The organism is Aminobacterium thunnarium (assembly GCF_055390565.1).
Window position 1 is genome coordinate 1,309,690 of the sequence record NZ_AP042412.1, and the last position, 12,918, is coordinate 1,322,607.

The following is a 12,918-nucleotide window of genomic DNA, read 5'->3' on the forward strand; positions in this document are numbered from 1 at the left end:
CTATAACCACTTCTTTCTCTTAAACCAGTACATCATGACCAAAGCAATACATGCCATGAGAATCCAGACAAAGGGATATCCCCAATGCCATTCAAGCTCTGGCATATATTTGAAATTCATTCCGTACACACCAACGATGAATGTTAATGGAATAAAAAGGGTTGCTATAACTGTAAGAACTCTCATGACTTCGTTCATGCGGTTGCTTATGGAAGAGAGATACAAGTCAAGCATTCCAGAGACAGTTTCCCTGAAATTTTCAACAGTATCAATGTTTTGTATAACATGATCGTAGAGGTCGCTGAAATAGGTTTGTGTCTGCGACTGGACAAGAATATGTTCGGTTTTTCGTATAGAGCTCACTGCTTCGCGCAGAGGCCAAACGGCATGTCTTAACGTAAGAAGTTCTCTCTTCATTCTGTAAATAGAGCGCACTGTTTCCTGGTCGGGATGAGTGAGCAACAGTTCTTCTGTCTCCTCGACCTGCTCTCCGATCTTTTCTAAAATGACGAAATAATTGTCCACAACAGAATCCATGAGAGCATAGAGAAGGTAATCAGCGCCAAGTTTTCTAAAGCGCCCTGCCGTATTGCGTATGCGTTCTCGAACTGAATCGAAAACATCTCCCTTACGCTCCTGAAAAGAGATGACGAGATTCTCTTTCAGAATAAAACTGACCTGTTCAATAGTGAGAGCTCCCGTCTCTTCATCTAGATCAAGCATCTTAAGAACGATGTAGAGGAAATCATCGTATTCATCAATTTTAGGACGCTGCTCCGTGTTAAGAATATCTTCAAGAGCAAGGGGATGAATAGAAAACTTTTTTCCTATCTGCTCTATCAATGCCGTGTCGTGAAGTCCCACAACATCAAGCCACTCTATGCCTTCTGTCTTTATCTCTTTGTTTTCGTACTCCGTGAAATTCGATAAAGACTTTTCTTCAAGAACGTCTGTTCCATAGTGAATCAGATGTAACCCCACTTCTCCCTCTCTTTTCTCACCTACATGAATAAGAGTACCGGGAGGGAGTCCCGCTTTTTCAGATCGGCGACGATGCTTTTGTTTGAAAACCATATGCATCTCTCCTTCAAAAGAGATTCTTTATCTAGGAGCCAAACACATGCGAATAATAAAGCTTGCCACTTATAGTAGAGTTTACTACTTACTGAAAAAGAAAAAGGCCCACAACTCCAAAAAGAACAAAGAGCAGAGGTGGATTATTTTTAAAGATGCGAAGCTGGAAAAAAGCTACTCCCAGAGCAAAGAGAAGTGCAGCCTGCCACTGAGAAAGAGCTGTCTTTAAAAGGGGGACAACAGCAAGAGTCAGAAGGGCCCCTACCGCTGGACGCAAAGACTTTTTAAAACGTTCAACTTTTTCATCCGAACTTTTCTTCATAACTAGAAGAACACACAGCAATACAAGAAGAGGAGCCGAAACTACTGATGCAGTGGCAATAAAAGACCCCAAGATACCGCCTTGATGAAAGCCAACGAAAGTTGCTGCATTGACAGCTATAGGACCAGGCGTAACTTGCGCCAAAGCCAAGACCTGGTTAAATTCTTGTGGCGTCAGCCACCCATAGTTTATAACAAGTTCGTGCTCTATTAAAGGAATGGTGGAAATTCCGCCACCAAAAGCTCCTACACCTATCCGAGCGAAGGCCAAAGCAAGCAAGAGAAGTTTCATTATTTTTTCTCCTTTCTGAACCACTGAATAGCAACACCTACGGCTATGGCAAAAAGAGGATGAATATTCAAGAAAAGCATGAGTGCAATAACTACGGCATATGGAATGAGATTCAGCAAATCAGAAAAAAGAATGGTTTTCAGCTGACGAGCAACGACATTGACCAGCAAAGCAGCCACGGCACAGATCACGCCGAGGAAAAAGGCCTTTAACGCCGGGGAATTCTGATAACGCAAGACAAGATTCGAAAGCAACAAAATAATGGTGAAAGGAGGAACTAAAACGCCGAGAACGGCCATAACAGCTCCGGGAATGCCGCTATAATGTTTCCCTATAAGGAAAGATGAAGAGACTGCAAGAGGCCCTGGCATGGCTGCCGACAAGCTGACAATATCGAGCAGATCCTGCTCTGCCATATCTCCCCTTTTACGAACTTCCGTTTCGGCCATACCCAGAATAACGACTCCGCCACCAAAGGTTACGGAACTAATTTTAAAAAACATTTTAAAAAGCTGCCATGGCGTCATAGTATAGTTTCAACCCTTTCTTGAGCAAACTTACAAAACTGTCTTTAGAAAAGTTTCAATATCTACATCATAATCGTCAAACAAAAGATTTTCATAGTCCAATTCGTGAACTCGTACATTCAATTTTTTTTCAAGCCATACAGCCACAATACGGCGATGGCAGAAATCCCCAGGCTTCTCCCAACATAAAAGGATAGCATTCTCTCCAAGATCTTTATAGACTTGCGATGGGTTTAAAAGGGAAAGGACCTCTTTATAATATTCCAAGGCGCAGACATGGGGAGGGATTTTACTCCTTTTTCCCTGCTGAAGCAGTTCCCACGAAGGGGCTAGCGGAGAGTAGATTCTCCCCTTGAACCACGAAGGCACTCCCCTGCAAATAGCTACAGAATCAGGGTTTGATATTGCTTCTTTATGTGCAAAATATGATGTTTTCACTTCTTAACACCTCGCATACCTCTACGAGGCATTGTACATAATTTTAACGACTTTTGCAGCTTAAAAAAGGTACAGGAATTTCTATAAAGGGAAAAGCGGGTAAGACATTGATTCCATTTTGACTAGCTATCGCCTGTTTTTGTATTTGTTGCCAAAGAAGGGATTGAAGGCTTCCGTCCTGATTTTCAACAACGGCTGAACAACTCTCTAACCAATCTCCAGTATTACAGTAAAGAATATTTCCTATTTTTTTCATGACAGGATGATGAATGTGACCACAGACAAGACCTTGTACATCATGTTTTTGGGCGATTTCAGTAACCCTTTTCTCGTAGCCACTAATACATTTTACAAATTCCTTAACCACTCGTTTCGCCGATTTAGAAAAAGACCACTGGTTTTCGCTGGAGAAGAAGCGGTTTATTCCATTATTCAAAGCCAGAGACGTTTCATAGGCAACATCGCCAATGCGGGCAAGCCATTCAGAATGTTTGGAAATGATGTCGAGTTCATCGCCATGGGTAACAAGATACCGCCGTCCGTCACGTGCAGTATGAATGCTCTTCTCTAAAATGTGGATACCGCCGAGACACTTTCCTCTGAACTCGTCGAGGAAATCATCGTGGTTTCCAGGGATATAGAAGACCTCTGTTTTTTCAGAAAGCTTGAGCAAAAGCTGAAGCAGGTAGTGTGAAGAACGTGTTTTTAAAGCTTCACGGCGAAATTTCCAGCCATCGATAATATCGCCTACGAGATAAAGACGATCGCAAAGAGACGAAGAAAGAAAGGCTGCTAATTGATCGACCTTGCTCCATCTCGACCCAAGATGAACATCTGAAACAAATATTGAACGGTAATGCATACTTTGGCCCCTTTCTTCATCACTTAACTTGTATATATCTAGCTTCGTATGCCTATTTTCGCCCACTATGATGGGCCACTATGAAAATTCCGAGCAAGATGAGAATTCCCCCAGCTAATGTCAAGAGGGTAATTTTTTCTTTCCATAAAAGAAAAGCAAGAATGGAACTTCCCACAGGTTCTCCTAACAAAGCTACGGAAACGGCACTTGGGTTAACGTAACGCAAGGCCCAATTATAACTACTATGTCCGAGTATTTGCGGGATGAGGCCCATTCCCAAGAATGCTCCCCACGTTGGAAGAGAAAAACCTGCAACTGGAAGTTTTTTGAAGAGGATAACTCCCCACAAACAGACGGCCGCTACACTATAACAGAGAGAAGCATATGTCAACAACGATACTCGCCGACGAGCAATGCGTCCGCAAAGGAAATAAAGGGTTGCCGCCCAAGCTCCGATCAAGGCTAGAGAATCGCCCCACAAAGCTGTTTTTCCTACAGAGAAATCACCCAGACTGATCACAATTCCTCCCATGAACGCTACGCCTATTCCCAAACATGCTTTACGACTAACCTTATCATGAGTAATTATTGGAGCCAAAAAAGCGGTCCAAATAGGGATCGTATCGGCAATAACAACAGAACTTGCAACTGATGTATAAAAAAGAGATGATATCCAAAAGGCGAAGTGAATAGCGAGAAAAATTCCCGACAGGATAAGAGCCCGCCACTCTCCCTTGCTAAGAATGGCAATCTCTTCACGACAACGCCAGAGAGCGAGAGGCAACAAGACGACGGCAGCAATACCTACTCGATATGCAGATATCACAAGAGGATGAGCATGGTGTGCCATTCGTGCAAATATTGCTCCTGTAGATATGGCAAGAACTCCTAAAAAAAGAACTAGAAAAGGTGAGATAAGTGGCTTATCGTCTGCTGTCTTATTCATATGTATAGACTATCACAAAAAGGGTAAGAAAAGAATATATGAAATACGTATTATGGCCCTTCTCTTTCTGTAGGAAATATGGCATAGTATAAATACATTACAGCATTCTGTAATGGAGGTGAGCGTAAGAGTGCTTTATTCCAAATACCCTCCGGACTTGGTAAAGAAAGCTCTTGATTTACAGTCAAACTTAGATTTTTTGTTACGTCAAGATATTTTAGATTCTGCGGTTCACGATGCAACTGTGTGGTTACCGTCTTTAGGCCAGGAAATAGGCCTCCCTTCCCTCGTTTCACAAGGACCAACAATCGAATGGAAACAATTCTTAAGTATACTGTATCATTGTTCCCTGATGGCTGCCCCAGAAACAGATGACATCTATCAGGATAAGGCCCATCGCTGGCATTCTATGCTTTCTGCCATGGCGGAAACGGCCTTTCCTTTTTTATACGACACCCTTCCTGAACGGCAGTTCATGAAACTAGCACAACAGGAGATCGTTACTCCGGCTATTAAGGAATTCTCCTCATATCTGCCCTGGCGCGAGGTCCCTTCGTGGCGATGGGGACACTATGCCAGTATGTTTCTCAACATCCCTGAAAGCCATGGGGAATTTTGGAGCATCAGCGAAAAAACTACTCGATGGACGACAGCCCATATGGCGTCTCTATGTGGGCGAACATTTCGTACCCCCCACTACATCTATCAACGGTGTGTCTCACTGCCCAGAGGGATTATTCTCGAATCGAGCCCACGTCGTAAGTGGAAATACTCTTCGAAACGTCTTTCTGTAGCATCTGTCTACTACCTGTCGGGCTACGTTTTCCCCAAGATAGATGCCTATATGAAAGCTCCCTTCGATAGCACAAAAACAACAGTTATCGAAGCTATTTTAAGTAAAGGAACAAAACATCAAGATCCATCGTGGCTTGCTGCGGCTCTTAAAAATCTCTACGTTCTTTATGGCAAGCTCCCTCTTGAAAAGATCGGCCGTCTTGCTGTGCTTTTGTACAGAAGACTTCAATCCCTATTCTATTCGGAACAGCTTTTACGAAACGCTCTCTTCGAAATGAGAAAGTTATTCTCAAACCATGCGGGAGGAAAAGCCTCAGATACTGTCTTTCATGTTTTCACAGACATGGTTCCAGAATATTCTTATTGGTTTGTAGCAACATAAATGGTGTTGCTTTTCTATAAAGCTTTGCTAGTATAGGCCGAAGATTCTCGACCATATGTTGGAAGTAGGGATTGAGTTATGCATATCGTTATTGTTGGTGCTGGAGAAGTAGGGTATCACGTAGCAAGAAGTCTTTCCGCCGAAGGACACGACATTACAGTTATTGAGGAAGACAAGGAACGAGCATTGAAGGTCGATAACGAGCTTGATGTTATTACGATCCGGGGAAACGGATCTCGTCCCTCCGTTCTTGAAGAAGCCGGAGTTAAGAGCGGCTGTTCCATAGACATTTTGGTCGCCTGTACCAATCGCGACGAAGTCAATATTATGGCGTGCTGGATAGCGAAAAGGGCCGGAGTTAAACGTGTCATTTCAAGGGCTCGCGGGCTGGAATATACAGATAGCCCCACATGGGCCAGAGATCTTGGCATAGATGTTATGAACTCTCCCGAACGGTCTGTCGCTCGTCAGATTATAGAGTTGCTTTCCGTCAGTTCCGCTCTGGAGACAGCAGAGTTGCTCGAAGGAATAGCTGGTATTTATGCTTTTCCCATCGCCCATAAATCCCCCCTTGCGGGACTCAGCCTTAAACAGCTTCGTATTCAATATCCTCATGTTACCGCCATTATTGTCTATGTAAAAAGAAACGGGGAAGGATTTGTTCCCTATGGAGACAATATTCTGGAAGAGGGGGATATTTGCTTTACCGTCACGAGAAAAGACCAGGTGTGGCAGTTGGAAGAAGTTTTCAGCGGAGAGAAAAGCACTCCCCTTAAAAAGGTCTTTATTATCGGAGGCGGAAAACTGGGCTATCAGGTTGCCCATCGCCTCGAAAAACACTATAAGAGCGTAGATATTCGTCTTATTGACCGCAACAAGGAAAAGTGCGAACGAATCGCCAGTGAGTTGCAGCGAACTCTCGTCTTATGCGGAGATGGCGCCGATGAGACATTGCTCAGACATGAAGGCGTGGAAGATGCCGACGGTTTTGTCTGTACCACTGAAAGCGATGAAGCCAATATCCTTTTCGGCGTCGTTGGCAAAGCTCTAGGAGCCAGAAAGGCCATTGCCGTTGTGCGACGTCAGATGTACATGCACCTCGATAACTACATCTCCGTCGATGCCATGGTCAACCCTAACCAGGCCCTTGCCTCTGTTATTATGAGCAATGTGCGCTACCCATCTGGAGCCGGAACACTCTCGCTTCTCGATAAGATAGATGCAGAGATGCTTGAAGCCCATATTTCGGAAACAAGCGCCATTTCTGGCCTCACCATGGCAGAGATGGACCTTCCAAAAGGAATACTGATCGCCCTCGTTCGAAGAGACAATGAAGTCTTTGTTCCTATGGGAGATACGATTATTCATGCAGGAGACCTCGTAACCATATTTGCCTCTTCTGAATTGATGCCTATTGCCGTTGAAAAACTTGGAGTGAAATAAGTCATGAAATTTCGTCTAGTAGCGCGAGTTCTCGCCCTTCTGTCTTCCATGATCTCTATCTTCATGCTCTGGCCCCTCTCATGGGCCATTATGGACGGAAGCACTGATGCAAAAGCCTTTGTAATGTCTATTGCTGTCGGTTTCATGGTTGCCCTGCTTCTCTACGGTTGGGGAAAACGTGGAAATTTTCAAGATCTCGGCATACGTGAAGCCTTCGCTGTCGTCACCCTATCGTGGGTAACCGCTTCTATCATAGGGGCACTGCCCTACTTTTTTCATGGAACAGCACCCACATTTACCGATGCATTTTTTGAGGCCATGTCTGGCTTTACAACAACTGGAGCCTCCATACTAACGAACATAGAAGCCCAACCTCGCGGAATCCTCTTCTGGCGAGACCTGACACACTGGCTTGGAGGCATGGGAATTATTGTTCTCAGCCTGGCTATTCTACCCTTCGTCGGTGTTGGAGGAATGGAACTCTACAAAGCGGAGGTCCCCGGGCCCATTCCAGAAAAAATGACACCTCGAATTCAACAGACTGCTCTGCTCCTGTGGGGAGTATACGTTTTCCTCTCGGCGTTGCAGACTGTTCTGCTTCTATTCGGAGGAATGGATCTTTTCGATTCTCTGACCCATACTTTCGGGACAATGGCTACTGGTGGATTTTCACCAAAGAACACGAGTGTTGCCCATTACAATAGCGCCTATATCGACTGGGTTATTACAATCTTCATGTTTCTCGCCGGATGCAACTTCGCCCTGCACTACCATTTTTTAAAGGGAAAGTGGAACGCCTGGTGGAAAGATGGAGAATTTCGTGTCTACTTCTTTATCAGCCTCGGCTGTACAGTAGCTATTACGGCGTTACTTTTGATAAAAGATATTTACAGCAACGTCTTCGACGCATTGCGTTATGCAGCCTTTCAGGTTGTAAGTATTATCACCACTACAGGTTTTGTCACCGCGGATTATGAGCTGTGGCCAGTATTTACTCAGCTTCTGCTTCTCATCCTCATGTTTATCGGCGGCTGTGCTGGCTCTACAGGCGGCGGCATTAAAAATCTTCGCATTATGGTTCTGGTACGTCACGCCTATGCAGAACTTTTCCGTCTGCTTCACCCAAAAGCCATAGTTCATACTAAAGTGGCAGGAAGAACGATTTCCAAAGAGATCGTCGGCTCGATAACCGCTTTTTTCCTTCTCTATATAGGGATCTTCACTCTGGCAAGTCTTGTTATGACCGCATTGGGGCTTGACATTGTTTCTGCCATCTCAAGTGTGGCAGCGACTCTAGGTAATATCGGCCCCGGTCTTGCGCTGGTTGGTCCTACAAAAAATTACGCTCTTATCCCAAATATTGGGAAATGGGTTCTTTCTTTCTGCATGCTTCTTGGGCGACTTGAACTCTACACAGTTCTGATCCTTTTTGTTCCTGCAACGTGGAAACGATAAGGTGGAAGAGCCGGCGCTATTCCGCTGGCTCTTCTTTTCTATTTATAATATCTCTCACTTTTTGCAACGCATCTGGTTCGCCCAACACAAGAAGGGTATCGTACGGTTCGAGGGTCAACTGTCCACGTGGAACAAGAAAGTTTTTCTCTCGCCTCACCAACAATATAAGGGCATCAGACGGAAGAGAAAGCTGACCGATCGTTTTTCCCACTGAAAAGGTCCCCGGTAAAATATCTAATTCCCGCGTTTCATTTCGCACATCGTTCTCTGTCTTATCGAACTCAAGAGGATATCTCGGACGAGATAGAAGGGGCTTATCCACCTTCAGGAACCGCGCCAACGGCATGAGGGTCTTCCCCTGAAAAAGTACTGACGTGAGCACAATAAAGAAAACGACGTTGAAAATTTCATTGGAACGTGGGTGCCCCATAAGCAGAGGGAATGTAGCCAAAACAATGGGAACGGCCCCACGCAACCCCGCCCATGACGCGAGGAGCCTCTCTCTTAAAGAAAAGGAACTTCCTATTAAAGTCAGCAGAATAGCCACCGGACGGGCAATGAACATAAGGAACCCCGCGCATAGAAGGCCTTCCCAGACAACGCCCACAAGATGGGAAGGAAAGACAAGGAGCCCCAGAACCAAAAACATGATGATCTGCATGAGCCAGCCTATACTATCGTGAAAACGAAGAAGGCTGCGTTTGTAGATAAAATCGCTGTTCCCCAAAACGAGTCCACAAACATAGACGGCTAAAAAACCGTTTCCGCCAATCTTCTCTACAAGCCCGTAGGTTAAAAGAACAATACTTGTTCCAAGCACAGGATACAAACCGGCATAATCAAGCCTTATTCTGTTTATGAGCCTCGCAGATACCTTACCGAGAAACCAGCCTCCAGCAGCTCCCATGGATATCTGGATAATAAATAAGGGAACAAGTTTACCCCATCCTACAGATCCCTGCTGAATAACCTGAAGAACAGCCAATGTCAAGAAGATCGCCATGGGGTCGTTACTCCCAGATTCAAGCTCAAGGAGTGTGCGCAAATTGCCTTTAAGGCTTACTCTGCGCGATCTGAGAACGGCAAAGACGGCAGCAGCGTCAGTAGACGATACGATAGATCCCAGAAGAAAGCCATCTTGCAGCGAAAATCCGAGAACGTAGTGAACAAAAAGTCCCATGAAAAGAGCGGACAAGGCAACCCCTAGTGTAGCCATCGTTATTCCACGACCTAAAACCGGTCGGATATTATCTACTTGAGTATCGAGACCTCCGGCAAAAAGGATGAAAGCCAAGGCAACCGTACCAACCATATTGGCAGTAGCGGCATTATCAAAATGGATTCCTCCAGGGCCGTCAGATCCCGCCAACATACCTATAACGAGGAACATAAGAAGAGCGGGAAAACCAAATTTTTCCGCCAATTTGCTGGAAAAAATGCTCAATAGAAGAAGAACGGAAGTAACGAGAAAGACAAGCGGTAGTTCAGTCATAGCAATCCCCCCTGAAAGATTATTATCCAGTTGACCTCTGCGAGATTAACAGGTATTATATACGTGTTACTTTTTAAGAGTTTCGTAACACGTATATCTAAAATGCAATTTTGTGGTTCACCGATTCTCCTCATGCAAAACGGAAAGGCCGCCCACCCGGCCTTTCCGCTCTTTTTTAAACTCCTTCTGGAAAATACACAAAAATACTGATGATGAATAGCGTAATGAAATTTATAGTATATGACTATAATTTACCATAAATTTGAAGTAAAAACACATTAATTGGGGGTTCCCATGATGAACAAAATAAAAAGAACTGTAATTGTATTAACTTGCATTATCCTTACATTGATTATTTCCAGCGGCGCCTATGTAACCGCTTCAATAAAAGCCGCTACAACAAATGCCTCTGATAACCTAGAAGCTCCGGCGGAAAAAACATCAGACGCCTATTTCAAGGCCGAAGCTCAAAAACTTTTGCATCTCCCAGGCCAGTATGATGGGGTTCTTCCTGCGGCAGACTGCCCCGGCATTCGGTATGCTCTTTTTCTTCGCCCCGATAACATCTACCAACTAGAGATGACATATCTAGAAGCCGAAGAGGGCAAAGACAAGACTTTTGCCTCTTTAGGGCGATGGGAGCTCGTTCCTTCTAAGAAGATGATTATTTTACACGAGTCCCCAAAAGACAAAATGTATTTTGCTATAGATAGCAATGACAAAATTACACTCGTTGATCGTGAAGGGAAACGTGCAGAATCTGACCTTAACTTCTCTCTTTCACATACAAAAGAACCATATGTGCTGAAAACCCCCCTTCAAATGGAGGGTACTTTCTCATATATGGCTGACGCGGCCCTCTTTACCCACACCTTTACCGGAGCAACCTTTCCTGTCGCCATGGAAAAGGACTATGTCACTCTGGAAGAGCAATATCTCTCTCTTGAGCCTCAAGCGGGAGAACCTCTCCCTGTCGTTATAGAGGGACATATAGAAAAAAGAGCAGCCATGGAGGGAGATTCTACAGAAGATGCTCTTATAGTAGACCGCTTCGTTGGCATGGGAAGTGATGAAACAGAGGAAGCTGAAGAGAGTGAAAAGCAAGAAGAAACAACCTCTGGAAAAGACGTATCAGTACAAGAAAAAGTCACTCTTGAAGATAAGGATTGGATGCTTGTGAGGTTGGGCGACAAACAAATAGAACGAGCCGAAAACAACGATGGAATATCCTTGCATTTTAATAGTGCGGAAAAGAGAGTTCACGGGTACGGAGGATGTAACAATTATTTCGGTGCCTACCGTCTTGATGAGTCTGGGTCGCGTCTTCTCTTCGAGCAGCTTGCGTCGACAAAAAAATATTGCCCTGATACCATCGATCTAGAAGAACAGTACTTCAAAATGCTCTCTCATGTAACAGCATTTGAAATTGTGGGCAACACTCTCTATTTATATGACTACAAAGAGGAAATTATCGCCATTTTCGAGAGAAAGGCACAGCAGTAAAGAGATAGTGCCACGTGCTACAGCATTAAGACGTTATCTGTCTCTCCATTTTCGTCGAAGACATAGTCGGGGTCGCGAATAATTCGCACCTTCTGTATTCGCTGCCCCGTTATTTTGACAACTTCGAAGCGCAAGGGCCCCCACTCAAGAGAGGCGCCAACGGCAGGCAACGTTTTAAACTGCTCGAAAAGCCAGCCGCTCAACGTGCTCGACTCACTTCCCGGCGTATAGGGCATTCTTAAAAATTTTTCAAAGAGTTCTTCCAGATAGGCGTCTCCGCTCGCAAGGTACGTGTTTTCCTCAACCTGAGTACAGTACTCTTTAAAGTCATCGTGCTCATCGTATATTTCCCCTACCAGCTCTTCAAGAATATCTTCGAGAGTAATGATTCCCGACGTTCCGCCATACTCGTCAAGAACAACGGCAAGGTGGGCCTTATTCTTTTGCAGCATTTTCAGGCCATCCATCAGGGTGGCACTTCCAGCTATCAAAAGTGGCGGCGTCATAATCGAGCGAATTTCCACGTTGTCATCATGTATAAAATGGTTCAGAAAATCTTTCTCGTTGAGGATTCCTACAATATTATCGAAGGTTCCCTCATAAATAGGCACACGGGAATAATGGTTCTTTAAGAGCAGATTCTTTACGTTTTCAATAGGTTCGTTCACGTTCAGGGCAAATAAATCCACTCTGGGCGTCTGAATTTCGCACACTTCTATTTCGGAAAAATTCACGGCATTCCCTATAAGCTCCTTCTCAGTCTCAGGAAGCACGCCCTCTTCCCCCATAGTCTCAACTATGCTCAAAAGCTCATCGTGTGTAACACTGGGCAAAACATCCGTTCGATCTTTTCCACGAAGGATCTGGGATAGATTTGTAGTAAGCCATGTAACGGGAGAAAGCAGGGAGACAAAAAAGTGAACAAGCCCAGAAGCGCCAAGGGCAAAGTTTTCGGCCTTATCCTTCACAAAAGCTTTAGGGAGTATCTCTCCAAACAATATGATCAAAACAGTCATTAGAAGGGTTGCGTACACGGCTCCCATGGGGCCAAAGAGAACAGAGAGCGTTCCTGCGGCGGCGGAGGTCATGACAATATCAACGATATTCCCACCTATTAATATAGCGGAAATCGTCTTATTGAAATCCTTTGCCAGATCGAGTGCCTTATTAGACCCTTTGCGTCCTTCTTCGGCAAAACGTTTCAGGCGTATTTTGTTAACACTGGAATAAGCCGTTTCGCTTGCGGAGAAGAAAGCTGAAAGTATAAACATAAAGATGAAGAACAAGGCAAACAGTATAATTGAACTATCAGCCACTACAAAAAACCCCCAATTCAGGCTATAACTTTACCATGAGTATAATAACAGAACATTAAGAGGTGGTGATAC

At 44.6% G+C, this 12,918-nt stretch carries 12 protein-coding genes; 4 read left to right on the forward strand and 8 right to left on the reverse strand.

What is annotated here, in order from left to right; translation table 11 throughout:
* From corA to ACZ5GY_RS06590, 6 genes are all read right to left on the reverse strand, one after another.
* Complete coding sequence (corA, locus tag ACZ5GY_RS06565; protein ID WP_213691134.1) at positions 1-1,074, reverse strand: magnesium/cobalt transporter CorA; 1,074 nt, start codon at positions 1,072-1,074, stop codon at positions 1-3.
* A gap of 88 nt (positions 1,075-1,162) precedes the next feature.
* Positions 1,163-1,687 (reverse strand): chromate transporter, encoded by a 525-nt coding sequence (locus ACZ5GY_RS06570; RefSeq protein ID WP_213691133.1) that lies wholly within the window; start codon positions 1,685-1,687, stop codon positions 1,163-1,165.
* The gene (locus ACZ5GY_RS06575) at positions 1,687-2,214 is read right to left on the reverse strand and encodes a chromate transporter (protein WP_213691132.1); all 528 of its coding nucleotides are present in this window, start codon (positions 2,212-2,214) and stop codon (positions 1,687-1,689) included. The genes ACZ5GY_RS06570 and ACZ5GY_RS06575 overlap by 1 nt, the downstream gene beginning before the upstream one ends.
* 30 nt (positions 2,215-2,244) lie before the next feature.
* Positions 2,245-2,652 (reverse strand): DUF488 family protein, N3 subclade, encoded by a 408-nt coding sequence (locus ACZ5GY_RS06580; protein WP_464111675.1) that lies wholly within the window; start codon positions 2,650-2,652, stop codon positions 2,245-2,247.
* A gap of 43 nt (positions 2,653-2,695) precedes the next feature.
* Positions 2,696-3,514: a UDP-2,3-diacylglucosamine diphosphatase gene (locus ACZ5GY_RS06585; protein WP_213691130.1), complete on the reverse strand. Its 819-nt coding sequence runs from the start codon at positions 3,512-3,514 to the stop codon at positions 2,696-2,698.
* Positions 3,515-3,566: 52 nt separating this feature from the next.
* Positions 3,567-4,460, reverse strand: coding sequence for a DMT family transporter (locus tag ACZ5GY_RS06590; protein ID WP_213691129.1), 894 nt, complete (start codon positions 4,458-4,460; stop codon positions 3,567-3,569).
* A gap of 130 nt (positions 4,461-4,590) precedes the next feature.
* Here ACZ5GY_RS06590 and ACZ5GY_RS06595 point away from each other — a divergent pair, with 130 nt between their 5' ends.
* The 3 genes from ACZ5GY_RS06595 (at position 4,591) to ACZ5GY_RS06605 (ending at position 8,535) form a co-directional block, all read left to right on the forward strand.
* A complete protein-coding gene (locus tag ACZ5GY_RS06595; protein ID WP_213691128.1) occupies positions 4,591-5,637 on the forward strand; it encodes a hypothetical protein in 1,047 nt (348 codons plus the stop codon).
* A 78-nt stretch (positions 5,638-5,715) separates the two neighbouring features.
* Entirely contained in the window at positions 5,716-7,080 is a 1,365-nt protein-coding gene (gene trkA, locus ACZ5GY_RS06600) for a Trk system potassium transporter TrkA (RefSeq protein WP_213691127.1), read from the forward strand.
* A gap of 3 nt (positions 7,081-7,083) precedes the next feature.
* Positions 7,084-8,535 carry a TrkH family potassium uptake protein gene (locus tag ACZ5GY_RS06605; RefSeq protein WP_213691126.1) on the forward strand — a complete coding sequence of 484 codons (1,452 nt, stop codon included), beginning with the start codon at positions 7,084-7,086 and terminating at the stop codon, positions 8,533-8,535.
* Positions 8,536-8,551: 16 nt separating this feature from the next.
* Here the strand turns inward: ACZ5GY_RS06605 and ACZ5GY_RS06610 are convergent, their stop codons facing one another.
* The gene (locus ACZ5GY_RS06610) at positions 8,552-10,027 is read right to left on the reverse strand and encodes a potassium/proton antiporter (RefSeq protein ID WP_213691125.1); all 1,476 of its coding nucleotides are present in this window, start codon (positions 10,025-10,027) and stop codon (positions 8,552-8,554) included.
* 294 nt (positions 10,028-10,321) lie between these two features.
* Here ACZ5GY_RS06610 and ACZ5GY_RS06615 point away from each other — a divergent pair, with 294 nt between their 5' ends.
* Positions 10,322-11,530 carry a copper resistance protein NlpE N-terminal domain-containing protein gene (locus ACZ5GY_RS06615; protein WP_307879954.1) on the forward strand — a complete coding sequence of 403 codons (1,209 nt, stop codon included), beginning with the start codon at positions 10,322-10,324 and terminating at the stop codon, positions 11,528-11,530.
* A gap of 17 nt (positions 11,531-11,547) precedes the next feature.
* Here ACZ5GY_RS06615 and ACZ5GY_RS06620 read toward each other — a convergent pair whose 3' ends face one another.
* Positions 11,548-12,846: a hemolysin family protein gene (locus ACZ5GY_RS06620; RefSeq protein WP_213691123.1), complete on the reverse strand. Its 1,299-nt coding sequence runs from the start codon at positions 12,844-12,846 to the stop codon at positions 11,548-11,550.
* Positions 12,847-12,918 lie beyond the last annotated feature (72 nt).

What these genes read in the sequence shown, in the direction of transcription:
- ACZ5GY_RS06585 (WP_213691130.1), bottom strand. Translation starts at nt 3,514, where the DNA reads ATGCATTACCGTTCAATATTTGTTTCAGATGTTCATCTTGGGTCGAGA.
- ACZ5GY_RS06605 (WP_213691126.1), top strand. Translation starts at nt 7,084, where the DNA reads ATGAAATTTCGTCTAGTAGCGCGAGTTCTCGCCCTTCTGTCTTCCATG.
- ACZ5GY_RS06575 (WP_213691132.1), bottom strand. Translation starts at nt 2,214, where the DNA reads ATGACGCCATGGCAGCTTTTTAAAATGTTTTTTAAAATTAGTTCCGTA.
- corA (WP_213691134.1), bottom strand. Translation starts at nt 1,074, where the DNA reads ATGGTTTTCAAACAAAAGCATCGTCGCCGATCTGAAAAAGCGGGACTC.
- trkA (WP_213691127.1), top strand. Translation starts at nt 5,716, where the DNA reads ATGCATATCGTTATTGTTGGTGCTGGAGAAGTAGGGTATCACGTAGCA.
- ACZ5GY_RS06615 (WP_307879954.1), top strand. Translation starts at nt 10,322, where the DNA reads ATGATGAACAAAATAAAAAGAACTGTAATTGTATTAACTTGCATTATC.
- ACZ5GY_RS06590 (WP_213691129.1), bottom strand. Translation starts at nt 4,460, where the DNA reads ATGAATAAGACAGCAGACGATAAGCCACTTATCTCACCTTTTCTAGTT.
- ACZ5GY_RS06570 (WP_213691133.1), bottom strand. Translation starts at nt 1,687, where the DNA reads ATGAAACTTCTCTTGCTTGCTTTGGCCTTCGCTCGGATAGGTGTAGGA.
- ACZ5GY_RS06610 (WP_213691125.1), bottom strand. Translation starts at nt 10,027, where the DNA reads ATGACTGAACTACCGCTTGTCTTTCTCGTTACTTCCGTTCTTCTTCTA.